This window comes from Nitrospirota bacterium (assembly GCA_037386965.1).
Taxonomy (GTDB): Bacteria; Nitrospirota; Thermodesulfovibrionia; order Thermodesulfovibrionales; family JdFR-86; genus JARRLN01.
The window spans coordinates 1-24,803 of sequence record JARRLN010000011.1 but is presented as its reverse complement, the minus strand read 5'-3'; the positions used below and the strand labels follow the sequence as shown (position 1 = coordinate 24,803).

General features: G+C 62.9%; 27 protein-coding genes. 19 read left to right on the top strand and 8 right to left on the bottom strand.

Features of this window, described 5'->3' with window-relative positions; genetic code table 11:
* Positions 1-126 precede the first annotated feature (126 nt).
* Complete coding sequence (locus P8Y39_02875) at positions 127-1,086, top strand: hypothetical protein (GenBank protein MEJ2191279.1); 960 nt, start codon at positions 127-129, stop codon at positions 1,084-1,086.
* A gap of 754 nt (positions 1,087-1,840) precedes the next feature.
* Here the strand turns inward: P8Y39_02875 and P8Y39_02870 are convergent.
* From P8Y39_02870 to P8Y39_02860, 3 genes are all read right to left on the bottom strand, one after another.
* Positions 1,841-2,509: an ATP-binding cassette domain-containing protein gene (locus P8Y39_02870; GenBank protein MEJ2191278.1), complete on the bottom strand. Its 669-nt coding sequence runs from the start codon at positions 2,507-2,509 to the stop codon at positions 1,841-1,843.
* On the bottom strand, positions 2,499-3,200 hold the full coding sequence (locus P8Y39_02865) for an ABC transporter permease (GenBank protein ID MEJ2191277.1): 702 nt from the start codon (positions 3,198-3,200) through the stop codon (positions 2,499-2,501). Before P8Y39_02865 ends, P8Y39_02870 begins: the two co-directional genes overlap by 11 nt.
* 100 nt (positions 3,201-3,300) lie before the next feature.
* Positions 3,301-4,194: a sulfite exporter TauE/SafE family protein gene (locus P8Y39_02860; protein MEJ2191276.1), complete on the bottom strand. Its 894-nt coding sequence runs from the start codon at positions 4,192-4,194 to the stop codon at positions 3,301-3,303.
* Positions 4,195-4,275: 81 nt separating this feature from the next.
* Here P8Y39_02860 and P8Y39_02855 point away from each other — a divergent pair, with 81 nt between their 5' ends.
* The 17 genes from P8Y39_02855 to P8Y39_02775 all read left to right on the top strand — a co-directional run bounded on the left by P8Y39_02855 (position 4,276) and on the right by P8Y39_02775 (position 18,936).
* On the top strand, positions 4,276-5,757 hold the full coding sequence (locus P8Y39_02855) for a TrkA family potassium uptake protein (protein MEJ2191275.1): 1,482 nt from the start codon (positions 4,276-4,278) through the stop codon (positions 5,755-5,757).
* Between the two features lie 3 nt (positions 5,758-5,760).
* Positions 5,761-6,939 (top strand): cation:proton antiporter, encoded by a 1,179-nt coding sequence (locus P8Y39_02850; GenBank protein MEJ2191274.1) that lies wholly within the window; start codon positions 5,761-5,763, stop codon positions 6,937-6,939.
* 46 nt (positions 6,940-6,985) lie between these two features.
* On the top strand, positions 6,986-8,710 hold the full coding sequence (locus P8Y39_02845; protein MEJ2191273.1) for an NAD+ synthase: 1,725 nt from the start codon (positions 6,986-6,988) through the stop codon (positions 8,708-8,710).
* Positions 8,711-8,808: 98 nt separating this feature from the next.
* A complete protein-coding gene (locus P8Y39_02840; GenBank protein MEJ2191272.1) occupies positions 8,809-9,210 on the top strand; it encodes a putative toxin-antitoxin system toxin component, PIN family in 402 nt (133 codons plus the stop codon).
* Positions 9,211-9,358: 148 nt separating this feature from the next.
* Entirely contained in the window at positions 9,359-9,625 is a 267-nt protein-coding gene (locus P8Y39_02835; protein MEJ2191271.1) for a hypothetical protein, read from the top strand.
* 27 nt (positions 9,626-9,652) lie between these two features.
* A complete protein-coding gene (locus P8Y39_02830; protein MEJ2191270.1) occupies positions 9,653-10,120 on the top strand; it encodes a ferritin family protein in 468 nt (155 codons plus the stop codon).
* Positions 10,117-10,959, top strand: a complete 843-nt coding sequence (rsmI, locus tag P8Y39_02825) for a 16S rRNA (cytidine(1402)-2'-O)-methyltransferase (protein MEJ2191269.1) — start codon at positions 10,117-10,119, stop codon at positions 10,957-10,959. Before P8Y39_02830 ends, rsmI begins: the two co-directional genes overlap by 4 nt.
* A complete protein-coding gene (locus P8Y39_02820; protein ID MEJ2191268.1) occupies positions 10,956-11,297 on the top strand; it encodes a VanZ family protein in 342 nt (113 codons plus the stop codon). Before rsmI ends, P8Y39_02820 begins: the two co-directional genes overlap by 4 nt.
* Complete coding sequence (locus P8Y39_02815; GenBank protein ID MEJ2191267.1) at positions 11,294-11,548, top strand: bacteriophage holin; 255 nt, start codon at positions 11,294-11,296, stop codon at positions 11,546-11,548. The genes P8Y39_02820 and P8Y39_02815 overlap by 4 nt, the downstream gene beginning before the upstream one ends.
* Positions 11,545-12,711, top strand: a complete 1,167-nt coding sequence (locus P8Y39_02810; GenBank protein MEJ2191266.1) for a DUF362 domain-containing protein — start codon at positions 11,545-11,547, stop codon at positions 12,709-12,711. The genes P8Y39_02815 and P8Y39_02810 overlap by 4 nt, the downstream gene beginning before the upstream one ends.
* A 208-nt stretch (positions 12,712-12,919) precedes the next feature.
* On the top strand, positions 12,920-13,852 hold the full coding sequence (locus P8Y39_02805; protein ID MEJ2191265.1) for a M23 family metallopeptidase: 933 nt from the start codon (positions 12,920-12,922) through the stop codon (positions 13,850-13,852).
* Between the two features lie 85 nt (positions 13,853-13,937).
* Positions 13,938-14,381 carry a DUF2845 domain-containing protein gene (locus P8Y39_02800; protein ID MEJ2191264.1) on the top strand — a complete coding sequence of 148 codons (444 nt, stop codon included), beginning with the start codon at positions 13,938-13,940 and terminating at the stop codon, positions 14,379-14,381.
* 231 nt (positions 14,382-14,612) lie between these two features.
* Complete coding sequence (locus P8Y39_02795) at positions 14,613-15,830, top strand: FprA family A-type flavoprotein (protein MEJ2191263.1); 1,218 nt, start codon at positions 14,613-14,615, stop codon at positions 15,828-15,830.
* 165 nt (positions 15,831-15,995) lie between these two features.
* The gene (locus P8Y39_02790; protein MEJ2191262.1) at positions 15,996-16,691 is read left to right on the top strand and encodes a response regulator transcription factor; all 696 of its coding nucleotides are present in this window, start codon (positions 15,996-15,998) and stop codon (positions 16,689-16,691) included.
* Positions 16,684-18,036 carry a HAMP domain-containing sensor histidine kinase gene (locus P8Y39_02785; protein ID MEJ2191261.1) on the top strand — a complete coding sequence of 451 codons (1,353 nt, stop codon included), beginning with the start codon at positions 16,684-16,686 and terminating at the stop codon, positions 18,034-18,036. Before P8Y39_02790 ends, P8Y39_02785 begins: the two co-directional genes overlap by 8 nt.
* 172 nt (positions 18,037-18,208) lie before the next feature.
* Complete coding sequence (locus tag P8Y39_02780; protein MEJ2191260.1) at positions 18,209-18,517, top strand: cytochrome c3 family protein; 309 nt, start codon at positions 18,209-18,211, stop codon at positions 18,515-18,517.
* A gap of 110 nt (positions 18,518-18,627) precedes the next feature.
* Positions 18,628-18,936 carry a hypothetical protein gene (locus P8Y39_02775; GenBank protein ID MEJ2191259.1) on the top strand — a complete coding sequence of 103 codons (309 nt, stop codon included), beginning with the start codon at positions 18,628-18,630 and terminating at the stop codon, positions 18,934-18,936.
* A 9-nt stretch (positions 18,937-18,945) separates the two neighbouring features.
* Here P8Y39_02775 and P8Y39_02770 read toward each other — a convergent pair whose 3' ends face one another.
* The 5 genes from P8Y39_02770 to P8Y39_02750 all read right to left on the bottom strand — a co-directional run bounded on the left by P8Y39_02770 (position 18,946) and on the right by P8Y39_02750 (position 24,221).
* On the bottom strand, positions 18,946-19,443 hold the full coding sequence (locus tag P8Y39_02770) for a ComF family protein (GenBank protein MEJ2191258.1): 498 nt from the start codon (positions 19,441-19,443) through the stop codon (positions 18,946-18,948).
* A 323-nt stretch (positions 19,444-19,766) separates the two neighbouring features.
* Positions 19,767-20,144, bottom strand: coding sequence for a PilZ domain-containing protein (locus P8Y39_02765; protein MEJ2191257.1), 378 nt, complete (start codon positions 20,142-20,144; stop codon positions 19,767-19,769).
* A complete protein-coding gene (locus tag P8Y39_02760) occupies positions 20,144-21,430 on the bottom strand; it encodes an adenylosuccinate synthase (GenBank protein MEJ2191256.1) in 1,287 nt (428 codons plus the stop codon). The genes P8Y39_02765 and P8Y39_02760 overlap by 1 nt, the downstream gene beginning before the upstream one ends.
* A 64-nt stretch (positions 21,431-21,494) precedes the next feature.
* Entirely contained in the window at positions 21,495-23,078 is a 1,584-nt protein-coding gene (gene serA, locus P8Y39_02755; protein MEJ2191255.1) for a phosphoglycerate dehydrogenase, read from the bottom strand.
* Complete coding sequence (locus P8Y39_02750; protein ID MEJ2191254.1) at positions 23,079-24,221, bottom strand: alanine--glyoxylate aminotransferase family protein; 1,143 nt, start codon at positions 24,219-24,221, stop codon at positions 23,079-23,081.
* Between the two features lie 327 nt (positions 24,222-24,548).
* On the opposite strand from P8Y39_02750, the gene P8Y39_02745 reads away from it, so the two are divergent.
* A partial coding sequence (locus P8Y39_02745; protein MEJ2191253.1) for a hypothetical protein occupies positions 24,549-24,803 on the top strand: 255 nt, incomplete at its 3' end.

Sequence of the window (24,803 nt, the reverse complement as noted above, 5' to 3'; positions counted from 1 at the left end):
ATTGCAGCCAGATGTATTCGCTCAAAGAGTGATTCTTGATGATTCATAGAATCATGAAGAGTATAATGTAACATCTTTCATCTAATGAGACCTGCCAAAAAGAAAATAAGGAAGATTCTGCTTATCTTGGCACTCCTCTTTGTCAACGCCTGGTTCTGGGGTAACGCCGCACTTGAATATTTTCTGTATCATGGTTTAGTAATCGAAGATTTTGTCGTGAACTTAAACCAGATTCCAGAGAAAGTTATCCTTCCTGAAACGAATATCGACGGCGAGCAAATTACTTTGTTCAGTTACGCAGTTAAGATGCCCTTTCTAAAAGAAGAAAGGAATATAAAGATAAGTCCTCATATATATGAGCGAAGTTTGTCATCCATAGATTTATTATTTTACGAAAATGACGGTCTCTCAGCTATTATCAGTTTCAGTGAAAGTCCTTGGGTGACTTATCGTGAGAATGAATCACTGTACGATAGATTCCGGGAAGGAATTATTTATGGGTCTGATCGTTCTTGCAAGAAATTCCTTACTGAGACGCATTATAGTAGACTCAGCGACTTAAGTTGGTGGAACCCAATTCAGAATCTAAGGTCTTTCCCCTATTTGTTTGTAAAATTAACGGCAACAACAGGCAAGATGTATGATGTTAAGACTCCACACATAGCGGGGTTCCTTAGAGAAAGTGCTGATGGCACATCCAGCAATTTTGAATTTTGTAATGATGATAAATTCGATTCTTTCCATATCGCCTTGAAACGGTCTACAGGGAAGGAATTCCCAATCAGAGATATTGTGAGTACAATCACAAAAGTTGATGATATTGACGAGGCCTACACAAATATGAAAGCCCTCTATGAGAATAATCCGGGATATCCGGAGAGGCTTCTAATACTATCAATGATATCCCTTAAAGGGCCTCAGGAGAACTACCAAAGGAGGTACCTTATAGAAGTTTTGAAAGAGCAGCTTGAATGGGTTAAAGAAAACTATAAAAAGACTAAGAACAAAGATGAAAAAGAAGGTGCTAAGGAATGGATCGAGGAAATACAAAGCGATATAGAATATTATGGAAAGAGGATGCAATGATATCCAATAACTGCGCTCTTCTATCAGTAATTTATAATCCCTCTCGACCTTGCAGTTGCATCTTCGCTTGTGGAGGGCGTAGTCACATGTACTTCCTGTACCGACACCTTTGAAACCTCATATAATTGTTCACAATACAATCGAGAATCGTTACTTATGGCGCACTCCTGTGATGGAATAAAAAAACCGAGGATATAAATATATTTCTCCATCATTTACGTGTGGTTGCTTGCTATAAGCATGTTGATTGCTACCCTCGGGCCGCCATATGTGATAGCTCGAATAGCGCATACTAGAGACTCTTCCCTGTTAACGGATATGGAACAATCGTTTCAGGTATATGCTAAAGAAGCATCTGTCAGATTGAATGTTGGTAGTGACGTCATCCTATATACGCTGATCTCAAATGTCATTATATTCAGTGTCGCCATCTTGGTGGGCTTCTTCGTTCTGAAGAAAAGAATGTGGGCAAGGAACGGCATGATTCTGTTAATGATCATTCTAATTGTACGGGCGCCGGTTTTCCGAATCATCGCAAGTGGGTCGCTTCTTGATTTGCATTCTTCCTGAAAGTGAGATTGTCAGTTTTACAAGAAATATCTAGACTGCAATGGATAATTGATGTTGATGGGCGGGAGAAAAAGTGCTATATCAAACCCGTTCCATACAGGTGGTTCGAATGACTATGGTGACGAACCATTTATCTAATGGGTTTTTGAGGAGGAGAGTGGAGAGAGCGCCCATTTACCGGCTTTCAACGCAACACCACGCCGTGGGGGATCTTGCCGTGGCGGATGGTGATGATGACGTCGGCCAGGCGCTCGGCCATCGCGCGGTCGTGGGTGGCCAGGATGATGGTGGGCGCGTCGGTCTGTCTCTTCATCCCCAGGAGAATCTTTTCCACGACGGCCGCGTTTTCCTCGTCGAGGCTCGCGGTGGGCTCATCGAGGAAGAGCACCTCGGGCTCCAGCACCATGGCCCGCACCAGGGCGAGGCGCTGGGCCTCCCCACTTGAGAGGGACAGGGCGTTTTCCTTCCTCTTGTCGTAAAGGCCCACGGCCTGGAGCATCTCCGCGGTGCGCTTTTTGCGCTCCCTGCGGCCCACCCCGCGCACCATGAGGCCATAGGCGGCGTTCTTCCACACGGTGGTGTTGAAGAGGGCCGCCTCGGGCAGCACGTAGGTAATCTTGCGCCGTAAGGCCACGTCGTGGGGGACGTTGCCCTTTCCCGTATAGGAGTATCGCACTTCCCCCGCCGTGGGAGGCTCAAGGAGCGCGCATATGCGCAGAAGGGTGGACTTCCCGCAGCCGTTGGGGCCCATCACGGCCGTCACCCCCGAGGCAAACCCGTAGGTCGCCCCGGCCAGGACCTTCTTCTTCCCGTAGCTCTTCTCTATGTTGGATACGCCGAGCCTAACGTTCATACTGGGTTCTCCTCTGAAGGAGGTGCAGGGCCATGTTGATGCCGAGGGACATGCTGAGGAGGATGATGCCCAGGGCCAGGGCCAGGGTGAACTCCCCCTTGTCGGTCTCCAGCGCTATGGTGGTGGTCATCACGCGGGTCAGCCCGGCGATGTTGCCTCCCACGATGAGGATGGAGCCCACCTCCGCCAGCACGCGCCCCAGGCCGGCGACGGAGGCCGACATGATGCCGTAGCGGGCCTCGCGGACGACGGCCCTGGTCACCTGGCGGGACGTGGCCCCGAGGGTCCGGGCCGTTTGGGCCACCTGGGGCTTCACCCCCACCATGGCCGAATGGGTCAAAGCAGCCACGATGGGCAGAGCCAGGACGAACTGGGCTATCACCATCGCCCCCGGGGAGTAAAGAAGGCCCATGAAGCCCAGGGGCCCGCTCCGGGAAAGCAGGATGTAGATGAAAAGGCCCACCACCACGGGGGGAAGGCCCATGAAGGCGTTCAGGACCGAGACGATCAGCCCCCGGAGGGGAAACCTCCTCAACCCCACCGCGGCCCCCAGGGGAATGCCCGCCAGGGCGGCCAGAAGAAGGGCCGACCCCGAGATGGCAAAGGTCCGGAGCACTATGTCGACGAGCTCCGCGCTGGGGTGTGCGATGAGCCTCAAGGCACTGCCGAAGGCGGAGAAAATGTCCCCCAAACGGTTCCCTCCTCAGAGTGATGTTACCACGAACGGCTCCGGGGATTCACGTGCTCTAAATCACAAACGGGGCAACCACCGGATGCGGCGGGCCCAACCCTCAGGCCAGCGCCCCGAGGACGTATTTCAGGGCCAGGGCGAGGATGACCAGCGAGAGCATGCCCTTTATGGCCCGCGCGGGGACATGCTTCTGGGCCCTGGCCCCCATGTACATGCCCACGACGCCGCCCAGGCCGAAGAGAAGGCCCAGGAGCCAGTCGGGGCCGGTGTGAAGCCCGGAGGGCAGGAGGCTGTAAAACGTCACCCCCGCGGCCGAGGTTACGAAGGTGCCCAGAAGGGCCGCGCCGGCCACGGCATAGACGGGAAGCCCCAGCACGCTTATGCAGAAAGGCGCGATTATCGCCCCCCCGCCTATCCCGTACGCCCCGCCCACCACGCCCACGCCCAGGGCCAGGAGAAAAAGCGGCAGGGTCCGCACCTCGTACTCGGTGCCCGCGTACCCGAACCATATGCGCCCCAGGCTTATCCGCCCGGCTGCCACGGAGGGTCTTGCCCCGTCCTGCCCGCCGCCCCTGGCCCGCACGGGACGAAGCATGTCCTTTAAGAGCCTCCCGCCGACGTACAGAAGGACGACGCCCACGAAGACCTTGAACCGGGCGGGGTCCGGGAGGAAAAGAACGCGGAGGTAGTACCCCAGAAAAACTCCGGGAAGGGTGCCCGCCGTGATCGCCAGGGCCAGGGGCCAGTTCATCTTCCCCTCGCGGATGTAGCTCAACACGCCGCTGGGGATGCCCACGATGTTGTAAACGAAATTGGTCGCCGTCACGGAGGGGCTCACGTAGCCCAGCACGCTCACCTGAAAGGGGAGGATGAGGAACGCCCCCGAGAGTCCTCCCATGGAGGTGAAGAACGACACCACCAGGGCCACCAGGGGCGGCACGAAGATGTTCGTGCTCACACCCGAGACGGGAAAGACAACATTGAGGAAATCCATCCCGTCATTATAGCAGGGGGCAGGGTCGTTTGCCCTCGGCGGGGCCTTTTCCCGGCCCGGTCGATGCTGTATCATCCGGGTATGAAGAAAAACCGCTTCGTCCTTATCGGCTTGGGCCACCTGGGGCAGGAGCTCCTGAAGCGCCTGGCCGCCGAGGTGGAACTGACCGTTGTGGAGGTGGACCCGGGGCTTGAGCAGGTGGCACAGACGATAAGGGTGGGTGCGGTGCAGTTCATTGCCGGGGACGCCACGAGCAGGCTCGTCCTGGAGAAAGCGGGCGTCAACGAGGCCGACGGCGTCATCGTCACCACGACCACGGAGGAGGTCAACCTGGAGGTCGCCCGCGTGCTGAGGGAGCAGTTCGAGCCGCGGCGCATCGTCTCCATCGGCATCACCCGCGAGGGCGTCAAGGCGTTCGAGGAGATGGGGGTGGAGGTGGTGGACATCATCAGGTCCGGCGTGACCGAGCTCAGAAACGCCATGGAGCAGACCGTCCGCACAGTGCAGGGCATCGGCCTCGGGGAGAACGAGATCGTGGAGGTGGAGGTCCACCCCCACTCCAAGCTCGCCGGCAAGGCCCTGGGCTCCATAGCGCCCATAAACTGGCGGGTGGGCCTCATCTACCGCGACAAGCAGATAGTGATGCCCCGGAAGGACGCCGTCCTGAAAGCCGGCGACCGGGTGGTCCTCCTCGGAGACCCGCAGACCCTGGCCATGGTCTCGGAGATATTCACCTTCAGCTTTACCCGGTTTCCCCTGGAGTACGGCCCCGTGGCCGCCGTCTACCTCGGGGGCGCGGAGGACGAGGCGTTCTTCGAGGAGCTGGCCTACATCTTCCGGGTGTTCCCCATGAAGCGCGCCGTCTTCATCCATTCGGCCGACGCGCAGCTCGTCCGGGAGAAGTTCGAGCGCTTCATCACGAAAGAGAATTTCAGGAGCGTAGAGCAAAGGGCGTGGGCCCTCTCCCCCCTGAGTGCTTTGAAGGACCTCTTCAAGGAGCGCAAGTGGGAGCTGGGCCTGATTGTCTTCTCCCGGCTCTCCATGTTCGGGCGCCTGGGGGCCTTCCGGGCCCGACGGGGGAGGAAGGGGTTTTTCCTTACCCTGGCCGACATGGCCCCCTGTCCCGTTGTTCTCCTCGGGGGGACTTTCCCCTACGAGAAGGTCGCCCTCCCCCTGGTCGGCGGGCTCGAGTTGCACCATATCTTCGGGACGGCCATTGAGATATCCCTGTCCCTGGAGAGCGAGACGGAGGCCCTTCTGGTGAACCCGTCGGAGTACATCTCCTCGGAGGAGGACGTGCAGGAGTTCGAGGGGATGAAGAAGGCCGTCTCCGACATGAGCCTTACGTACAAGCGAAGCGTCAACTCCCGCATTCTCAGTGGCAATCCCGTGGAGGCCATGGCCGGGGCCGTAAAGGACTATAACTGCCTTCTCGTTGACGCCGGCGGATGGAAGCGCCAGGGATGGCTCAGAGACCTCCTGGACCCCGACGTCCTCTGGCAGGTGATGAAGCGCTCGCCCCTTACCAGCTTCCTGGTGCCTCCTCTGGAAGAATCCCTGTAGCGCATGCAGGAGCAGCTCCTCATATTGTTTCTCATAATGGGAGGGGCGGCCGCCGTCCCCTTCCTGGCCCGGAGGCTCCGCCTGCCCTCTGCGGCCCTGGAGATAATCTACGGCATCGTCCTTTTCAACACAGTGCTTAGAGCGCAGCCCGAGTGGTTTGCCTTCTTCAAGGAGCTGGGCCTCATCTACCTGATGTTCATCGCGGGCATGGAGCTTGACCTGAGACGGTTCATCCGGACGAACCGGTTCTGCTGGTACGTCGCGGTCTCGCTGCTGTCCTTCGCCGCAACGCCCGTCGTCTTCGTCTGGCTGGGGTATTCCTTTTACCTGGGCGTGGCGGTCTCGATGATATCGGCGGGCATCATCATCCCCGTGCTCAGGGAGCTGGGCATGACGCAGACGGGCCTGGGCAGGGACATCATCGGCGTGGGGCTGACGGGGGAGCTCCTTTCCATCACCATGCTGACGGGCATCGACATCTACCACACCCACGGCCTGACTCTCTCGGCCTTCGCCCAGGCCCTGAAGCTCCTTCTTCTTCTCGGGGCATCGGCGCTTTTTCTGCGACTCCTGTACATTGTCGCCTGGTGGAATCCCGCGCGGGTGCAGAAGGTCATGGAGAGCGAGGACCCCGTGGAGGAGGGCATACGGGTCGTCCTTTCCATCGCCTTTGCGGGCGCCCTCATCGCCCTGGGCTCGGGGGTGGAGCCCATCCTGGGCTCTTTCATGGCGGGACTCATTTTCGGCTACGTTTTCAGAAGCAAGGGACACTTCGAGGAAAAGATAAACGCCGTGGGCTTCGGGTTCTTCGTCCCGCTTTTCTTCATCGGCGTCGGCGCGGAGTTCAACCTGGGGCTCCTGGGCTCCGCCCGGTCCTTTCTGATGGGCATTTTCCTTTCGGCCATGGTTCTTGCAAGCAACGTCTTCCCCCTTCTCTTTGCCCCTTTCATGAAGCTCAGGTTGCGGGAGGCCCTGGGGATGACCCTTCTTCTTTCGGCCCCCCTCTCGCTCCTGGTGGTCTCCGGCACCCTGGGAGAGAGGATGGGGCTTCTGAGCGCTTCCATGAAGGGGGAGCTCATCCTCGCTGCCCTGGTCTCGGGCATCCTCTACCCCAGCCTATTCAGGCCCCTGGGGCGCGGCATCATGGCCTCGCTCGAGGAGAAAGAGGCCGAGAAGGCCTGACCCTCTGCGCTTTACTTCCCCCAGGGGGTGCTTTATTATATGAGCCATGAAAACCCTGAGGCTGGCCCTTGCGCAGATAAACGCGGTGGTGGGCGACCTGGAGGGAAACGCGCAGAAGATACTCTCCTACGCCGCCCGCGCCAGGGACCTGGGGGCCGACCTGGTGGCGTTCCCCGAGATGGCCCTCACGGGTTATCCCCCCGAGGACCTTCTGCTCAAGCCCCTTTTCATCGAGCGCAACGTGCAGGTCCTCGGCGAGCTCAGCGGCTCGGTGCAGGGTATTGCCGCCGTGGTGGGGTTCGTGGACCGCCGGGAGGACATTTATAATGCCGCCGCCATCATCTCGGGGGGGCGGGTGCTGGACGTCTATCACAAAATCTACCTTCCCAACTACGGCGTGTTCGACGAGATGCGCTACTTCCAGGCCGGCACCCGGAGCCCCGTCTACGAGGTGGGCGGCGTGCTCATCGGGGTGAACATCTGCGAGGACATCTGGTACCCCGAGGGCCCCGCGCGGCTTCAGGCCCTGGCGGGGGCGGAGGTCGTCATCAACATCAATTCCTCCCCCTACACCACCAGGAAGATGGAGTTCAGGGACAAGATGCTGGCCACCAGGGCCACCGACAGCGCGGCCATCGTGGCCTACGTCAACATGGTGGGCGGGCAGGACGAGATCGTTTTTGATGGGGGAAGCTGCATCATGAACGAGCGGGGCGACGTCATCGCCCGGGGGCGGCAGTTCGAAGAGGACCTGGTGGTGGCCGACCTGGACATCGAGGCGGTCTTCATGCACAGGCTGCACGACCCCCGCAGGCGCCAGCAGGTGCGGGGGCTTCGCCCGGAAGACAGGATACGGATAAAGGCGCCCGAAGGCGTAGGCGGCGGGCGGAAGGAAATCCTTCAGACGGTGGCCCCCCTCATGGAGCCCCTGGAGGAGGTCCACAGCGCCCTCATCACGGGCCTCAGGGACTACGTCCATAAGAACGGCTTCGAGGGGGGCATCATCGGCCTGAGCGGCGGGGTGGACTCCGCCCTGGTGGCCGCCCTTGCGGCAGACGCCCTGGGCAGGGAGAACGTCCACTGCCTCTTCATGCCCTCCCGCTACACCTCGACCGAGAGCAGGGAGGACGCATACGCCCTGGTCGCCAACCTGGGCGTGGCCCTGACGGAGATACCCATAGACGCCATCTTCTCGGCCTATCTCAAGGAGCTGGAGGAGCCCTTCCGCGGATATCCGGGCAACACCACCGAGGAGAACATCCAGGCCCGCATCCGGGGCAACCTCCTCATGGCCTTCTCGAACAAGACGGGCTGGATAGTCCTCACCACGGGGAACAAGTCGGAGATGAGTGTGGGCTACGCCACGCTCTACGGGGACATGGCGGGCGGGTTCGCCGTCGTCAAGGACGTCCCCAAGACCCTGGTGTACGACCTGGCGCACTGGAGAAACCGCATGGGCGAGGTCATCCCCAGGCGCATCCTTGAGAGGCCGCCCAGCGCGGAGCTGAAGCCCGACCAGAGGGACACCGACGTCCTTCCGGCCTACGACGTCCTGGACCCCATCCTCCAGGCTTACGTGGAGGAGGAACGGAGCGTGGAGGAAATAGTGACATTCGGCTCCTGTGAGCCGGAGTGCGTCAAGAAGGTCATAACCATGGTGGACCGCAGCGAGTACAAGCGCCGGCAGTCACCCCCGGGCATCAAAATCACCCCCCGGGCCTTCGGTAAGGACTGGCGGGTCCCCATCACCAACAAGTACAAGAGCTACTGAGGCCCCGTGGCGATGCGGGCTCCCCCGAAAAGCCCCGGCAACCCCCTGCCAGTCCGTCCCGGGCCAGAGTGCCGTTGCCCTGCCTTCCCTTGCGGTCCGTGCGGGTAGTCATCGATACCAACATCATGGTGGCCTCCCTCTTCCCCGGCGCCTCGAAGCGGCTCATAGAGGCATGGGCCTCGGGACGCCTGACACTCTGTGTGTCCCGCCCCATCCTGGGCGAATACGAGGCCATCCTGCGCCGCTTCGCCTTTCGCGAGGGAGAGCTTCGTCGCCTGAGGGAGGCCCTCGAGACAAGCCCGCACACCCTCTGCGCGGTGCATCCCCCCGAGGGGCACTGGGTGCCCGAGGACCCCGAGGACGACAAGTTCGTAGCCTGCGCCCTGGCCCTCGAGGCCGTCTGCATCGTCACCAGCGACGAGCACCTCGGGGCGATGGAAAGAGTCCAGGGCGTGGAGGTGCTCTCACCGGCCCGGGCCCTGTCCCGGCTTAACCTGTGAGGCCTCCCAGGTCCATGAGCAGGCCGCGGCCTGTCCGATAAGACCCTGGAGCGACTTACTCAAGGGACGGCTGGGTTTGATGGGTGAGAAAGGGCACTGGTGCCCCTAGTCCCGGGGGACTGGTTCTTGATATACTACCGGCACGCTGATGGGGACGTTCGCAAGGAGCATCGCACTTCTGGTTTTTGTCCTGGCTGCGGCTGTTTCCCCCTCTTTTGCCCAGGATGACGGCGGATTTCGTTTCCGGACGGACCCGGAGGTCAAGCAGGTTCGCCCGAAGAAGCCCGTGAAGATAAAGCTCAAGCGCCTGGGAAGCGGGGACTACACGTGGGAGCTCAAGGGGGACGACCCCGGGGAGATTCTCCGTGTGGACAAGGAGCTGCGAAAGGTGCTCCAGGGCTCCGAAGAGAAATAGACAATCATTCATGAGGAGGTTTCCCACATGGCTTCTTTCTCCGTACGCGAGGTAGTTGAGATGGCCATCCAGACCGAGAGGCTCGGGTACGCGTTCTATGAGGAGATGGCGGGAAGGTTTCCCGACCACAAGGGCCTCAAGGACCTGTTTACGACCCTGGCCAAAAAGGAGCACCACCACGAGCAGGTCTTCACGGACCTCCTGGGCAAGATAAAAGATGCCCCGGCCCTGGAGGGCTGGGAGGAGGCGCAGCCCTACTTCAGGGCCATGGTGGAGAGCGAGTTTTTCCTGGGCGACAAGAAGGCCCTGCCCTCCATGGACCGGGTGGGCACGGTGGCCGAGGCGGCCGACTTCGCCCTGGGCTTCGAGAAGGAGACCCTGCTTTTCTTCGTGGGCCTCAGGCAGGGGGTCAGGGAGAAGGACGTGGTGGAGGACATCATCGAGGAAGAGATGAGCCACATCGTCTGGCTCAAGGAGTTCAAGGAATCCCTCTGAGAAAGGGCGCCCTCTTCATCGTCGCCACGCCCATCGGCAACCTCGAGGACATCACCCTGAGGGCGCTGAGGGTCCTCAAGGAGGTGGACCTCGTGGCCGCCGAGGACACCCGGCACACGGCCAAGCTCCTCAGTCATTTCGGCATATCCCGGCCCATGGTAAGTTACTGGGGAGAGAAGGAGAAGGTAAAGGCGGAGGCCGTCATGGCCCGCCTTCTTCGGGGCGAATCCGTGGCGCTGGTCTCCGATGCGGGCACCCCGGGCATCTCCGACCCGGGGGCGGTGCTCATCAGGCGGGCCCTGGAGGAAGGAGTAAGCGTGGTCGCCATCCCCGGTCCCTCCGCCCTGGTGGCCGCCCTGGGCATCTCGGGGCTTCCCACCGAGGAGTTTACGTTCTTCGGGTTCTCTCCCTCCAAGAAGGGTGAGAGGCAGAGGTTTCTGAGGGAGCGGGCCCTCGAGCCCAGGACCATGGTCTTTTACGAGTCTCCCCACCGGGTGGTGGACACCCTCGTTGACATGGAGGAGATTCTGGGGGGCGGGCGCAGGGCGGCGGTCATCCGCGAGCTGACGAAGGTGCACGAGGAGGCGCTCCGGGGCACGCTCTCCGGGGTCCTGGACATGATGCAGAGGGAAGGTTCCGTGATAGCGGGGGAGTATGTCATCGTCCTGGAGGGCAAGCCCCCGGAGGCGGGGCGCACGCTCGGGGAGGCCCTGGAGGAGGTGGCGGCCTTGATGAAGCGCGGCATGGGCAGGAAGGAGGCGGTCCGGACCGTGGCGGGGCAATACGGCCTGAGCCGGCGGGAGCTGTACCAGAGGAGCCTGGGGAGCCCGGAGACATGAGGACACTTCTCCTCTGGCTTGCCGTGCTCCTTTTCTTCTCGCTCTATCCCTTCAGCCAGCGGGGGCTTGTTCCCCACTCCGACCTCCTGCTCCATGCCGTCCTGTACGGCATCACCTGTCTTCTGCTCTTCAGCGTCCTCGGGGGGCTCTCGCGCGAGGCCCTCAGGCGGCATGCCCTCTCTCTGGCGGTCGTTTCCGCCTCGGTGTATGGTTTGCTCATGGAGGTGGCCCAGTCGTTCACGCGGACGCGCACCTTCTCATGGGAGGACGAGATGGCAAACGTCGGGGGAGCCCTGCTGGCTGCCCTCTACATTATTGCACGGAGGAAAAGGCGATGAAAATAAGGCCGCTGGCTCTGGGAGTGGCCCTCGGGCTGGTGTGGGGCGTCTCTCTCCTGGTCACCACCCTTGTTTCGGCCAGGACGGGCTACGCCCGGGAGTTCCTCGCGGTGATGGCCGGGTCCATCTACCCCGGGTACGCCATATCTCCCGCGGGCAGCCTTCTGGGGCTGCTGTACGGGTTTGTGGACGGGCTGGCCGGCGGGGCCGTGCTGGCCTGGATTTATAACAGGCTGGCGGGGGCCAGATGAGCGCTGTCTCCCGCGTCTACTTCGCTTCGGCCCGCCTGTACAAATGGACCCACGGGGATAGCCTGCCGGGGAAGCTCGAGAGGCTCCTGGGCGAAGCGGGCCTCGCCGGGCGCTTCGCGCCGGATGAATGGGTTGCCGTGAAGACCCACTTCGGCTCCCACGGGGCTCACCGGGTGGTGCGCCCGGTCTTTCTGCGCAAGGTGGTGGAGGCCCTGAAGGGCGCCGGTGCGAGGCCCTTCGTGACCGACACGGTGCGCATCAAGGGGCTCGATTACCTCGAGGTCGCAAACCAAAACGGGATAAACCACCTCTCCGTGGGCGCCCCCGTCATCCTGGCCGACGGCCTGTACGGCAGCGATAACATCATCATCAAGGCCGGGGAGATACTGGGCGAGATAGCCGTGGCCTCCGTCATCCACGACGTGCCGGCCATGGTGGTGGTCTCCCACATAAAGGGGCACATCAACGCCGGGTACGCAGGGGCCATCAAGAACCTGGCCATGGGCGGGGTCAGCTCCGCCCACCGCACCTGCGGGTGGAAGTGCGGCAGGGGCTCCATGCACGCCATAGGGGCCGGCAAGCTCACCTGGGATCAGGGGAAATGCGAGCTCTGCTACCAGTGCGAGGAGGTCTGTCCCATGGAGTGCATCGAGTTCGCCCAAGATGGGAAGGTCTTCCGCTACGAGGACGAGCGCTGCTGGCGGTGCGGACGGTGCACGCGGGTCTGCCCCGGGGAGGCGGTTGTGCTGGAGGGGGCGGATGAGGGCACCTTCATGCGCTCGCTGGCCGAGGCCGCCGGGGCGGTCTTGAGCACCTTCGCGCCCGGCAAGGTCCTCTACCTGAACTTCCTCACGGAGATACAGCCGGAGTGCGACTGCATGCCGGGGGCCGACGTGCCGGTCATGCAGGAGCAGGGAATCCTCATGGGCGAGGACCTGGTCGCGGTGGAGCAGGCCAGCATGGACCTCATGGGGAAAGCCGCGCCCCTGCCCCAGTCGGCCGCCGAGGACAGGGGCCTTCGCGCCGGGGCCGACGTGCTTGAGGGACTGCACCTGAAGCCCTATGAGCTTCAGGTACGGGAGGCCCAGAGGCTGGGCCTGGGAAGCCGCCGCTACGAGCTCGTGGAGCTTTCCTCCCAGGGAGAAGGCGGGCGCCCCGCCTAATATGTATGGATTAGAAAGGGGTTGCTGCTGCCCGTGGGTGGTGGACAGCAGCAAGGGGAGGTAACGAGGCGCTAATCTTTTCTAACACTGTCGGGGGGCAGATGTCAAGAGAAATTTTCAAATTATTTATTAGTCCTAAATTTAGGCTGGCTAAACCCCCTCTTTGACGGGGTCTTTCTCCGCCCCCGGCGGCCCCGCCAAGGGGGCTATGGGCCTGCCGCCGCGGTTTGCCCTCACCGGGCGGGATGCGATATACTTGAGCACCGTGAAGAACGCGGCCTTTGTTTTTGTTATTATTTTCGGCTTTTTGCTCCCCGCTCAAGCCCTTGCCCTGCAGGCGGTGGTCCTGCCGCCCTCGGTCAAGCCCGGCGACCCCTTCGTCCTCAGGGTCTATACAAACCCCGATGCGCCCGAGGCACGGGTGGGAGAGGAAGACCTGGCCTTTGCTCCCTGCGGTCCCGGCTGCTTCGAGGCGGTGGGGGCCGTGGACCTGCAGACGCCTCCCGGAACGGTCAGCATCGAGGTTCGGGCCGCCGGGGAGGTCCTCAGGCTTCCCCTTGTGGTGGAGGAGGCAGCTTTTCCCCTTCAGAAACTCACGCTCCCGAGGGGAGAGGTGACCCTGAGCCCCAAGGACGAGGCCCGTGCGGAGCGGGAGGCGACCCTTCTGCGGGCCCTCTGGCAGCGGGTCTCCGGGAAGCTCTGGGAGGGACGGTTTCTCATGCCCCTTGATAACAGCTTTTCCACGGCTTTCGGCACCCGGCGTCTCATGAACGGGACCAAAAAAGGCCGCCACACGGGGCTGGACATCCGGGGCCACCGGGGAGAGCCCGTGCTGGCGGCCAATGCCGGGCGCGTGGTGCTGGCCCGGGAGCTCTTCTTCGGCGGAAACACCGTGGTGCTGGACCACGGGCAGGGCATATACACCATTTACATGCATCTCTCGGCGTTCAAGGTCGCCAAGGGGAGCGTCGTACGGAAGGGCCAGGTCATCGGGCTGGTGGGCTCCACAGGCCGGTCCACGGGGCCCCATCTGCACTACGGGGTCAAGGTCAACGCGGTCAACACCAACCCCGTGGCCCTGAGCGAGCTTCCCCTGGGGCCCCCGGAAGGGCCCGCAACGCAGGCCGGAGCAGTCCCATAGCGCCCCGGAAGCGCCGGATAGGTGGCGTCCCCTGCGGTTTTGCCTTTGCTTCGCTTCCCGGCCGTGTTATCCTGTGCGCATGACCATGCGCTTGCGGAATGCCCTGCCCCCACGCGGGGGCCGGGCGGCGGAGGACAAGGGGAGACGGCCGAAAGCGGCTCCCCGGGGTCTTGCTCTCCTTGCGGGCGTTCTTCTCTGGCTTGCGCTTACCGGCCCGGCCCATGCGGCTTTCATCTGCAAGGGCCAGATATTCTCCGAGGGAGACCCCAAGTCCATGGTCTATCTCGTCTGCGGCCCGCCGGATTACCAGGAGGTCGTCGGGGAGGAGTCCCGGGGAGGCATCCCGCTTCCGCCGGAGGGCAAGGGAAGAGGGACCTTCCAAAAGAGCAAGGAGCCGGTGGTCCAGTGGGTGTATAACTGTGGAGAGACGCATTTCCTCAAGATACTGACCTTCAGGGGAGGCACCCTGGTGGACGTCCGGAGCAGCGAGCAGCGGGGCTGGGGGGCAAACCGGAGGAACTGCTGGTAGAGGCCGGTGCAGCGTTTTCCCTCGCCGGCGTGCAGGCCCCCCTGCCTTGCATCGGCGGCGCCCATGTATTATAGTCGTACTATTGCTCCACGCATGAAACAGCCGACATGGCAGTGCCGCAACCGGCCTTGGCGTAAGCGTCGTTTCAGGCTTCAATGTCATGTATAAGACGAACTGGTATAAAGCGAACTGGTTCGCAAATCCCCTTTTCATCCCGACCGGAGGGCATACATGAGCGAGACCATCGAGATCAAGCCCGGCATCTACTGGGTGGGGGCCATCGACTGGGCCTTACGGGACTTCCACGGCTACGTGACCCCCAGGGGGTCCACCTACAACAATTTCCTCATCATGGACGGCGACGTCACCCTGGTGGACGCCGTCAGGCACGAGATGGTGGACGTCGCCATCCAGAACATCCAGGCCATTACCGACCCGTCCCGGATAAAAAACATCGTGGTCAACCACATAGAGCCCGACCACGCGGGCGGCCTCTGGGAGGTGGTGGAGCTGGCCCCGGAGGCGCAGATATACTGCACCAAGAAGGCCCGGGAGGCCCTGGAGAAGATGTTCGACATCTCCCACTGGAACATCAACATCGTCAAAACGGGGGACGAGCTGAAGACGGGTGCGAAGACCCTGCTTTTCATCGAGACCCCCATGCTCCACTGGCCCGACTCCATGATGACCTACGTGCGCGAGGACAAGCTCCTCATCAGCCAGGACGCCTTCGGGCAGCACCTGGCCTCCTCGCAGCGCTTCGACGACGAGTTCGTGGAGTGCTCCTCCATGGGCGCCCTGGAGGACTCGGTCTGGGACTACTACGCCAACATCCTCATGCCCTTCGGCTCCCTCATCGAGCGGAAGGTGGCGGAGCTGGAGAAGCTGGGGCTTCAGATAGACATGATAGCCCCCGACCACGGCATCATCTGGAGGCGGGACCCCGGCAAGGTCGTCCAGATGTACCTGGACATGGCCAGGGGCAAGAGCGAGGAGCGCGTGGTCATCGTCTACGACACCATGTGGCACAGCACCGAGAAGATGGCCCAGCCCATGATGGAAGGCATCCGGGACGAGGGCATGGACTGCAGGGTGTTCAAGCTGAGGGCCTCGCCCACCAGCGTGGCCGTCAAGGAGTTCTGGCGGGCCCGGGGCGCCCTGGTGGGCTCGCCCACCCTGAACAACACCGTCTTTCCCTACGTGGGAGAGTTTCTCGTCTACCTGAAAGGCCTCCGGCCCAAGCACCGCATCGTCAGCGCTTTCGGCAGCTACGGCTGGGGCGGCGGCGCGGTCAAGGAGATGCTGGGTGCCTTCAAGGACATGAAGCTCGAGACCGTGGAGCCCGGGTTCGAGGTGAAATACAAGGCCTCGGCCGACGAAGTGAAGGCCTGCTACGATTTCGGCCGCCGGTTCGCGCAGAAGACCCGCGAGTACCATAAGCAGTTCTGAGTGCGTGAACGTCACGCCCCGCGGGGCCGCGCGGCCCCGCGGGGGGGTTTTCCAAGGTCCTCCCGCCCCTCACCCTCCTGCCCTCCGGGGGCGTGCCCCGCCTCTCATGAAGTATAATTTTTTGTACGGGTTTTCCAGAGGGATGAAAGGAAGGGAGGGCAAACCATGGTCCGCCCCATACTCATCGTTGAGGACGACACCAAGATAGCCAACGTGGTGAAGGTCTACCTTCGGGAGGCGGGCTATCAGGTGCTTCATGTCGAGCGCGGGCGCGACGCCCTCAAGGCCGCCGAGAAGGAGCCGCCCCTGGCCGTCATCCTGGACCTCAAGCTCCCGGACCTGAGCGGCGAGGAGGTCTGCCAGGGCCTGAAGGAGCTGGGGGACTTCCCCATCATCATGCTCACCTCCAAGCACACCGAGGAGGAGCGCGTGGCGGGCTTCGCCCTGGGGGCCGACGATTACGTGGTCAAGCCCTTCAGCCCGCGGGAGCTCATGTACCGCGTGCGGGCCGTCCTCAGGCGGACGGACAAGGGGGGTGCGGCGGAGCCCATGAGCTTCAACGCCGGCTCCCTGGTCATCGACGAGCAGCGCTACCAGGTCACCCGCGACGGCCGGCCGCTGAACCTCACCAGCACCGAGATAAAGATACTCTCCACCCTGGCCTCCCATCCCGGGAAGGTCTTCACCCGCGAGGAGCTGGTCATGGGGGCCCTGGGGTATCAGTTCGAGGGGTACGACCGCAGCGTGGACGCCCATATAAAGAACATCAGGCACAAGGTGGAGCCCGACCCCAGGCACCCCACCTTCATACACACCGTCTACGGGGCGGGCTATCGCTTCTCCGGGCGCCGCGATGATTAGGAGCCTCTCTGCGAAGTTCCTCCTCCTTCTGGTCTCTGTGGTGGCCGTGGGCCTCTCCGGCACCTTCCTTCTCCGGGAGCTCATGGTCCAGGATTTCAGGGGATACCTCGAAGGGGAAATGCTGGACCGGGTCTCCTGGGTCGTGGCCTCCCTGGAGAGCTCCCGTGCCAGGGCCGGCCTCTGGCGGAGGGAGGACCTGGTGCGGGGCACCGTCTGGGCCGCCATGATGGGGATGGACCTCAAGGTCTATGACGAGCGGGGCGCGCTCCTCATGGACACCGGGGAGGCCCTGGAGAGCCTCCCGCCCCTGGTGAAGAAGCGCATGCGGGCCGTTGCGGCCGGCGGGGGGCGGGCCCAGAGGGAGTACGTGCCCGCTCCCCTTTTCCTGGGCGGCAAGCAGATAGGCCGCCTGGAGGCCTGGGTGGCCGCCCCCCGGAGGGAAGCCCTTTTCGTCCGGAGGTCCAACAAATTCCTCCTGGTCTCGGTGGTGGCCCTGGGTGGCGTGGCCGTCGTGCTGAGCATCGTCTTTTCCCGGATGCTTACCCGCCCCATCAAGGAGCTGACGGCCGCGGCCTCCCGCATCTCTGAGGGGGACCTGGAGAGCCGCGTGCACATCCCCCGGAGCGACGAGCTCGGCACCCTTTCTGAGACCTTCAACGCCATGGCCCAGAACCTCCTGACCCAGGAGCGCCTGAAGCGGCGGCTCACGGCCGACATCGCCCACGAGTTGAGAACCCCCCTGAGCGCGGTGCGCGGGGAGCTGGAAGGCATGATAGACGGCCTCATCCCCACCGACAGGAAGACCCTGGAGTCCCTTCATGCCGAGATAGGGCGCCTGCGGAGCATCCTGGAGGGCATAGAGGACCTCTCCCAGGCCGAGGCCAGCAGCCTCGCCCTGAGGAAGGAGGACCTCACGCTTTCGCACTTCCTCCGGAACATCGTGGACCGCTACCAGGGCGTCTTCGAGGACAAGGGCATAGCCCTTTCACTCGAGGCCCCGGAGGAGACCGTGGTGGCCGCCGACCCGGACAAGCTCAGCCAGGTGGTCATAAACCTTCTGAGCAACGCCCTCAAGGCCACGGCCCCCGGCGGAAAGGTTGCGGTACGGGCGTCGCGGAGAGGGAAGGAGGCCCTCATCGAGGTCTCCGACACCGGCCGGGGCATTGAGGAGAAGGACCTGCCGTTCATATTCGAGCGCTTCTACCGCCCGGGGCATCCCGGCCGGGGGAGCCTGGGAATAGGGCTTACCATAGTCAAGGAGCTGGTGCAGGCCCACGGCGGCAGGGTCGAGGTAACGAGCAGACCCGGGAAGGGCTCGGTTTTCAGCGTTTTTTTGCCACTTTAAGGCCCTTCTTCATATTTTTTCACAATCTGTTCGCAGCCTGTTCATATTGTTTTCATACTCTGGTAATATATACGCCAGTCACCACCCGGAAAGGAGGGCAGGAATAGTCTGCAAGGGTATGGGGGTAAAGCGTATGAACGGTGAACTACGAAACCACGGAGGAGGAAGTCAGATGAAGAAAGTCGTTCTTGTCGGTATCATTGCCCTTACACTCGTCTTTGCCGGACTGGCCATGGCAGTGCCCCCTGGCAAGACCCTGACGTTCGAGGACGGCCCCATGGGCCCGGTGACCTTCAGCGGCCAGGTCCATGCCGACGCCGGCCTGAAGTGCAACGACTGCCACACCAAGATTTTCCCCATGAAGAAGGGCGGCGTCGAGATCACCGCTCCGCACAAGGCCGGTGTGGCGTGCTTTACCTGCCATGACGGCTCCAAGGCTTTCAGCTTCGAGGGCAACTGCACCAAGTGCCATAAGAAATAACCATGCTTTCCCGAAAAAAGGCGGCCCAGAGAAGGGCCGCCTTTTTTCTTTGCGCCGGGAAACACGAAAACATTGACCCCGAAGGAAGCACTCACTATAATGTGCCGAAGATGAAGCCGGTCCTTCTCATAATCCTCTGCGCCTCCCTCTTCCTGTGGGCCGGCCCGGGGGAAAGCGCCCACCGGGCTTCTTCGGCCACGCTTGCCCAGAACTCCTCCTATGGAGAAAAGCGGCCCGTCAGGACCAAGAAGGAGGCCCGCGAGATACTCAAGGAGCATCTGAAGGGCAGGAACCTCAGGGTGGGCAAGATAGAGGAAAAGGAGCTTTACTTCGAGGCCGAGATACTGGACGCCCGGGGCAACGTTGTGGACAGGCTCATCGTGCAGAAGCAGACCGGGCGCATCCGCTCCATATACTAAGGGCGGTACTCAGGGGGACCGCGCCAGTGAGACCGCGGTCACTTCCTTTGCCCCTCCCCGCAAGAGCGTCCGGGCGCACGCGCCCATGGTCGCCCCCGTGGTCATGACGTCGTCCACCAGAAGCACCCGCTCTCCGTCGGGCTTTCGGCGAAGGGCGAAGGCCCCCTTGAGGTTGCCCAGGCGCTGAGCCCGCGTCAGGCCGACCTGGGAGGGGGTCTCCTTTCTCTTGTAAAGGACGTCCCCGGCCAGGGGCAGGCCGAGCCCCGCCGCCAGGGCCCGGGCCAGAAGATAGGATTGGTTGAAGCCGCGCCTCCTCAATGCGCCCGGGGAAAGCGGCACGGGCGCCACGCAGTCCGCCCCGGGCAGGTCGAGCGCAAGGAGAAGCCCTCCCAGGGGACGGGCCAGCCGCTTGATGCCCTGGAACTTCAGCAGGTGGACCGCTTCCTTCAGGGTGCCGGCATAGGCCCCGTAGCAAAGCGCGCGGGCAAAGGGGGGAGGGTGCTTCATGCACTGGCCGCAGACCGTGGCGTAAGGCGATATGAGCGGCAATGAGCAGACCCGGCAGGCGACGCCGTCCTCACGGCGTATGCCCGCCCAGCAGGCCGAGCACAGGGGCGAAAGGCTGTACCGGTCGGGGGGTGAGGCGCAGGAAGGGCACCGGGCAGGGTAAAGGACGTTGAGCAGGCGGCCTGCCAGGGCATCGAGCGAGCCTCCGAACGGGCCGGACCCTCGCGGAGGGCCCGATTCTCGCGGAGGGCCCGGTTCTTGCGGAGGTTCCGACCCCTGCGGCGGGTCCGGTCCTCGCGGAGGGCCCCAAAGAAGCCCCTTTCTCAGGCCCCCTTCTCCTCCGGTCCCGGGAGACCGGCCTCGCCCGAATCCCCGGCGCTCCCGGCGGCCTGTTTCCTCAGGCCCTCGATGTAGTCGCTGTAGGCTTGGTCGTGCTCGATGAGCCGGACGCCGATGCCGTTTCTGACCAGGCCCGAGCCGGGTCCCGCGTTCCTCAGGGCCTTGCCCTTGACCCGGGCGGTCTTGCCGTCGGGGAGGAACAGCGTGATGTGCAGCAGGCTTCCCGTGCTCAGGCTGTGCTGTGTCCTCAGGAGCAACCCCCCCTGGGAGAGATTGCTCGAGACCCCGCGGAGGATGCGGTCCCCCGCATAGAATTCGGCGTCCAGGCTCAGCCGGTACCGCTTGAACTTGCGCCTGTCCATCAGAACCCCCCTTCCCTCAGGATAAGCTCCTCCCTGCTGGCCCCGGTGGACACCATGGCCACCGGCACGCCGAGCATCTCCTCGATGCGGCCGATGTAGTCCCGGGCGCCCTTGGGGAGCTCCTCCATGCTGCGCAGGCCGCTCGTGCTCTCCTTCCAGCCGGGGAGGCTCTCGTAGACGGGCTCGCACCGGGCCAGGACCGTTGCCTCCCGGGGGAAGTGCTCAAGCCTCTCTCCTCCGCACCGGTATGCCGAGCATATCTTTATTTCCTCCAGCCCGTCGAGGATGTCGAGCTTGGTCATCACCACGCCGGTCAGGCCGTTTACCCTTCGGGAATGCCTGAGGGCGACCATGTCGAGCCATCCGCACCTGCGGGGTCTGCCCGTGGTGGCCCCGAACTCCCCACCTTTCTTCTGAAGCCTCTCGCCCAGGCCGTCACGAAGCTCCGTGGGAAAGGGTCCCTCGCCCACGCGGGTCGTGTACGCCTTCACCACGCCCAGGACCTTTCCGATGCGGGTGGGCCCCACGCCCGAGCCGATGCACGCGCCGCCTGCGGAGGCGCTGGAGGAGGTCACATAGGGGTAGGTGCCGTGGTCGATGTCCAGGAGGGTGCCCTGCGCGCCCTCGAACAGCACGTTTTTCCTCTCGTCCAGGGCCCGGTTCAAGAAGACGTCGGTGTCCGTGACGTAATGGGCGAGCTTCTCGGCGTATCCCATGAAGGCCGCATGGATGTCGCCGGCCGTGAAGGCCTCCTGCCCGTAGACCCTGGTGAGGACCTGGTTCACGTAATGAAGGGCTTTCTCCAGCTTTTCCCTGAAGATATCGGGATGCAGGAGGTCCCCCACCATGAGGCCCACCCGTGCCATCTTGTCCACGTAGGCCGGGCCGATGCCCCTGCCCGTGGTGCCTATCTTGGAGGAGCCCCGGTGCTTTTCGCTGGCCCCGTCCAGCGCCGTGTGGTAGGGCATGATGAGATGGGCGCCCCGGCTCAGCAGGAGGTTGTTGTCGACGTCTATGCCCTCGCGCCTCAGGCCCTCTATCTCCGCGATGAGGGCCCCGGGCTCCACCACGGTGCCGTTTCCGATGACCGCGGCCTTCCCCGCGTGCAGGATGCCCGAGGGGATGAGGTGCAGGATGAAGGTCTTCCCGCCGATGACCACCGTGTGGCCCGCGTTGTGGCCGCCCTGGTACCGGGCCACCACGTGGGCCTCTTCGGTGAGGACGTCCACGATTTTCCCTTTTCCCTCATCGCCCCACTGGGCGCCCACAATGACGACGGCTGGCATTCTGCCCTTTCCTTTGCCTTATTTCCAGGGACCCGGATGGATGCCCCGCCACCCCCCGGCGGCCCTACAGGTATATCTGCTTGACGGAGAGGATGTTCGGGAGGTTCCGTATCTCCTTGAGCTCCTTGTCCCCCACTGCGGTGTCCACGCAGACCACGCTCATGGCGAGCCCGCCGGCCGACTCCCGCCCGAAGTGCATCCAGGCTATGTTGACGCCGTGGGAGGCCAGGACCGAGCCCGTTCCGCCGATGACTCCGGGCTTGTCCTGGTTGTGAATGACCAGGATGGTCCCCTCCGGGATTATCTCCACGGGGAAGTTGTCCACCATGATGATCCTGGGGTCCCTGCGGCTGAAGAGCGTGCCGGAGAAGGAGTGCTCCTCCTTCTTGACGCGCACCCGCAGGGTGAGCACGCTCTGGTAGTCCCCCGCATCGGCGCTCTTGGTCTCCTTGACCTCGATGCCCCTTTCCCGGGCGATGATGGGGGCGTTGACGAAGTTGACCGTGGACTCCAGGATGGGGGTCAGAAGCCCTTTCACCGCCGCCATGGTCACCGGCTCGGTGGTGAGCTCGGCCGCCTCGCCCCTGTACTCCAGGGTCACCTCGGTGATGCCGCCCTCGATGAGCTGGGCGGCGAAGCTCCCCAGCCCCTCGGCGAGCTTGAGGTAGGGCCGCAGGTGGGGCACCTGGTCGGCCGGCACGGAGGGGAAGTTCACGGCGTTTCTGATGGTCCCCGCCTGGAGATAGTCCACTATCTGCTCGGCCACCGCCACGGCCACGTTCTCCTGGGCCTCGTCCGTGGAAGCCCCCAGGTGGGGGGTGAGAACCACGTTGTCTTCGAGCCTGAGCAGGGGGCTGTCCTCCGGCGCGGGCTCCTCTTCGAAGACGTCCAGGGCGGCCCCGGCCACCCGGCCTGACTCCAGGGCCTCGGCCAGGTCGCCCTCGTTGACGATGCCGCCGCGGGCGCAGTTGATGATGCGCACCGTTGTCTTCATGAGCTTTATGGTCACTTTGTTGATGAGGTTCCGGGTCTCGCCCGTCAGGGGGCTGTGCACGGTAATGAAGTCGGCGGTCCTGAATATCTCCTCAAGCGGGACCTTCCGGATGCCCATGGCCTCGGCCGTGTCCTCGCTCAGGAAGGGGTCGTAGGCGATGACGTTCATCTCCAGGCACCGGGCGCGCTTGGCCACCTGGGAGCCTATCTGGCCCAGGCCCACCACGCCCAGGGTCTTGTTGAAGAGCTCCACGCCCTTGAACTTCTTCTTCTCCCACAGGCCGGCCTTCATGGAGGCCGTGGCCTGGGGCACCTTCCGGGCCAGCGAGAACATCAGGGCGATGGTGTGCTCCGCCGTGGTGATGGTGTTGCCCCCGGGGGTGTTCATCACCACGATGCCCTTCTTGGTGGCGGCGGCCTTGTCCACGTTGTCCAGTCCGGAGCCGGCCCGCCCGATGACCTTGAGGTTGCGGGCCGCCTCGATGACGTCGGCCGTGAGCTTGGTGGCGCTGCGGATGACGATGCCGTGGTACTCGCCGATGACGGAGGTGAGCTCCTCGGGGCTCATGCCCACCTTGACGTCCACCGTGAGGCCCGCTTTCCTCAGTATGGAGATGCCGGTTTCCGAGAGGTTGTCGCTTACGAGGACCTTCATCTACTTCACCATGAGTATTTCCTGGGCCGCAGCCACTCCGCTGCCCAGGGCGAGGTCGTGGCCCAGCCCCCTCAGGACCATCTCCAGGCCCGCGACGGCTGTGATGACGTCGAAGGTGTCGGCATAGCCCAGGTGGGCGATGCGGAATATCTTTCCCCTGGCCTGGTCCTGTCCGCCCGCGCCGGTGATGCCGTAGTCCTCGCGCATCCGTTTGTAGACCTCCTGCCCGTCGATGCCCGCCGGGGTCTCCACGGCCGTCAGGGCGTTGCTCGGGGACTCCTTGGCGAAGAGGGAAAGGCCCAGGGCCTTCGCGGCGGCCCGGGTGGCCTCGGCCAGGCGGGCGTGGCGGGCGAAGACATTGCCGTAGCCTTCTGCCTCCAGGAGCTTCAGGGCCTCGTTCAGGGCCACGACCAGGGTCACCGAGGAGGTGAAATTCGTCTGGTTTTTCGCCAGGGCCGCCCGCTCCTTCTTGAGATTGAAATAGAAGTGCGGCGCCTCCGCCGTCTCGGCCTTCTTCCAGGCCCGCTCGCTCACGCTTATGAAGGCCAGACCCGGCGGCAGCATGAGCCCCTTCTGCGAGCCCGCCACCATGACGTCGATGCCCCACCCGTCGGTCTTTATGTCGTGGGCCACCAGGGCGCTGATGGCGTCCACCACGTACAGGACCTCGGGATGCCTTTTAAGCACCTCGCCCACGGCGCGGATGTCGTGGAAGACCCCCGTGGAGGTCTCCGAGCCCTGGATGAGGACGCCCTTTATGGAGCCGTCCCTGGCCAGCTCCTGCTCGACCTGCTCGGGCTTGACGGCGTGCCCCCAGGGCACCTCTATCTCCGTGACCTCCAGGCCGTAGGCCCGGCCGATATTGGTCCATCGCTCGCCGAACTTTCCGCCGTTTACCACCAGGACCCTCTCGCCGGGGCTGAAGAAGTTGTTCACCGCGGCCACCATCCCGCCGGTGCCGGTGGAGGTGAGGATGAGGACGTCGTTTTCGGTCTGATAGAGCCGCTTCAGTCCCTTTTTCGCGGAATCCAGGATGGGGACGAAATCCGGCGCCCTGTGGTGCAGGATGGGCAGGGCCATGCTCTGAAGCACTCGTGGGGGCACGGGCGTGGGTCCCGGAGCAAGGAGATAACGTTTGAGCATCGAGCACAGACCTCCCGGAAATTATTTTCAGAAGTCAGGGACTTCGCATGAAACCCAGCCTATGAAACTAGCATACGCGCAGAGATTATTGCAACACGCGCGGCCCCGGAGCGGGCCGCCGGGGCCGGGAGAAAGGCAGCGTGTCATTGTTTAGTACGGGGTGTGGCATCAGGGTGTCATTTTTCCCGTCCGCGCCCCTGTGAGCCGGGTCACGAAAGGGGCGCAACCCTTTTTGTTCCCTGGAACTTTACGCGCCGCCATTTTGTGGCACGAGTGTTGCTTCCTCTTAGCGCCGTTGGGATGAGTAATAACTCAGAGGAGGCTGAAATGAAAAAATTTGTCACTTCTTCATCGGTTCTGGTCCTGGGCATCCTGGCGGCCGTGTTCCTTGCGGCCTGCGGAGGGGGCGACGGAGGCGGCGGCACACCGTCGCTGTCCTACACCGGCTCCACGACCCAGGCCGCCATTACCAACACCAATGCCGAAACGCTGCTCAAAGGCGCCTATGAGGGAGGCGAGGAGACCAGTTTCGTGATCACAATGGGAACGGACACGAGCTCCCCCGGCGGATACTCTCTCCCC

Excerpts from the sequence above, each read along its gene's own strand:
- P8Y39_02770 (MEJ2191258.1), bottom strand. The coding sequence starts at position 19,443 with ATGAAGCACCCTCCCCCCTTTGCCCGCGCGCTTTGCTACGGGGCCTAT.
- P8Y39_02870 (MEJ2191278.1), bottom strand. The coding sequence starts at position 2,509 with ATGAACGTTAGGCTCGGCGTATCCAACATAGAGAAGAGCTACGGGAAG.
- P8Y39_02820 (MEJ2191268.1), top strand. The coding sequence starts at position 10,956 with ATGAGGACACTTCTCCTCTGGCTTGCCGTGCTCCTTTTCTTCTCGCTC.
- P8Y39_02760 (MEJ2191256.1), bottom strand. The coding sequence starts at position 21,430 with ATGCCAGCCGTCGTCATTGTGGGCGCCCAGTGGGGCGATGAGGGAAAA.
- P8Y39_02750 (MEJ2191254.1), bottom strand. The coding sequence starts at position 24,221 with ATGCTCAAACGTTATCTCCTTGCTCCGGGACCCACGCCCGTGCCCCCA.
- P8Y39_02810 (MEJ2191266.1), top strand. The coding sequence starts at position 11,545 with ATGAGCGCTGTCTCCCGCGTCTACTTCGCTTCGGCCCGCCTGTACAAA.
- P8Y39_02835 (MEJ2191271.1), top strand. The coding sequence starts at position 9,359 with ATGGGGACGTTCGCAAGGAGCATCGCACTTCTGGTTTTTGTCCTGGCT.
- P8Y39_02765 (MEJ2191257.1), bottom strand. The coding sequence starts at position 20,144 with ATGGACAGGCGCAAGTTCAAGCGGTACCGGCTGAGCCTGGACGCCGAA.
- serA (MEJ2191255.1), bottom strand. The coding sequence starts at position 23,078 with ATGAAGGTCCTCGTAAGCGACAACCTCTCGGAAACCGGCATCTCCATA.
- P8Y39_02805 (MEJ2191265.1), top strand. The coding sequence starts at position 12,920 with ATGGGCCTGCCGCCGCGGTTTGCCCTCACCGGGCGGGATGCGATATAC.
- P8Y39_02860 (MEJ2191276.1), bottom strand. The coding sequence starts at position 4,194 with ATGGATTTCCTCAATGTTGTCTTTCCCGTCTCGGGTGTGAGCACGAAC.
- P8Y39_02780 (MEJ2191260.1), top strand. The coding sequence starts at position 18,209 with ATGAAGAAAGTCGTTCTTGTCGGTATCATTGCCCTTACACTCGTCTTT.
- P8Y39_02850 (MEJ2191274.1), top strand. The coding sequence starts at position 5,761 with ATGCAGGAGCAGCTCCTCATATTGTTTCTCATAATGGGAGGGGCGGCC.
- P8Y39_02800 (MEJ2191264.1), top strand. The coding sequence starts at position 13,938 with ATGCGCTTGCGGAATGCCCTGCCCCCACGCGGGGGCCGGGCGGCGGAG.
- P8Y39_02830 (MEJ2191270.1), top strand. The coding sequence starts at position 9,653 with ATGGCTTCTTTCTCCGTACGCGAGGTAGTTGAGATGGCCATCCAGACC.
- P8Y39_02775 (MEJ2191259.1), top strand. The coding sequence starts at position 18,628 with ATGAAGCCGGTCCTTCTCATAATCCTCTGCGCCTCCCTCTTCCTGTGG.
- P8Y39_02785 (MEJ2191261.1), top strand. The coding sequence starts at position 16,684 with ATGATTAGGAGCCTCTCTGCGAAGTTCCTCCTCCTTCTGGTCTCTGTG.
- P8Y39_02790 (MEJ2191262.1), top strand. The coding sequence starts at position 15,996 with ATGGTCCGCCCCATACTCATCGTTGAGGACGACACCAAGATAGCCAAC.
- P8Y39_02855 (MEJ2191275.1), top strand. The coding sequence starts at position 4,276 with ATGAAGAAAAACCGCTTCGTCCTTATCGGCTTGGGCCACCTGGGGCAG.
- P8Y39_02845 (MEJ2191273.1), top strand. The coding sequence starts at position 6,986 with ATGAAAACCCTGAGGCTGGCCCTTGCGCAGATAAACGCGGTGGTGGGC.
- P8Y39_02795 (MEJ2191263.1), top strand. The coding sequence starts at position 14,613 with ATGAGCGAGACCATCGAGATCAAGCCCGGCATCTACTGGGTGGGGGCC.
- P8Y39_02815 (MEJ2191267.1), top strand. The coding sequence starts at position 11,294 with ATGAAAATAAGGCCGCTGGCTCTGGGAGTGGCCCTCGGGCTGGTGTGG.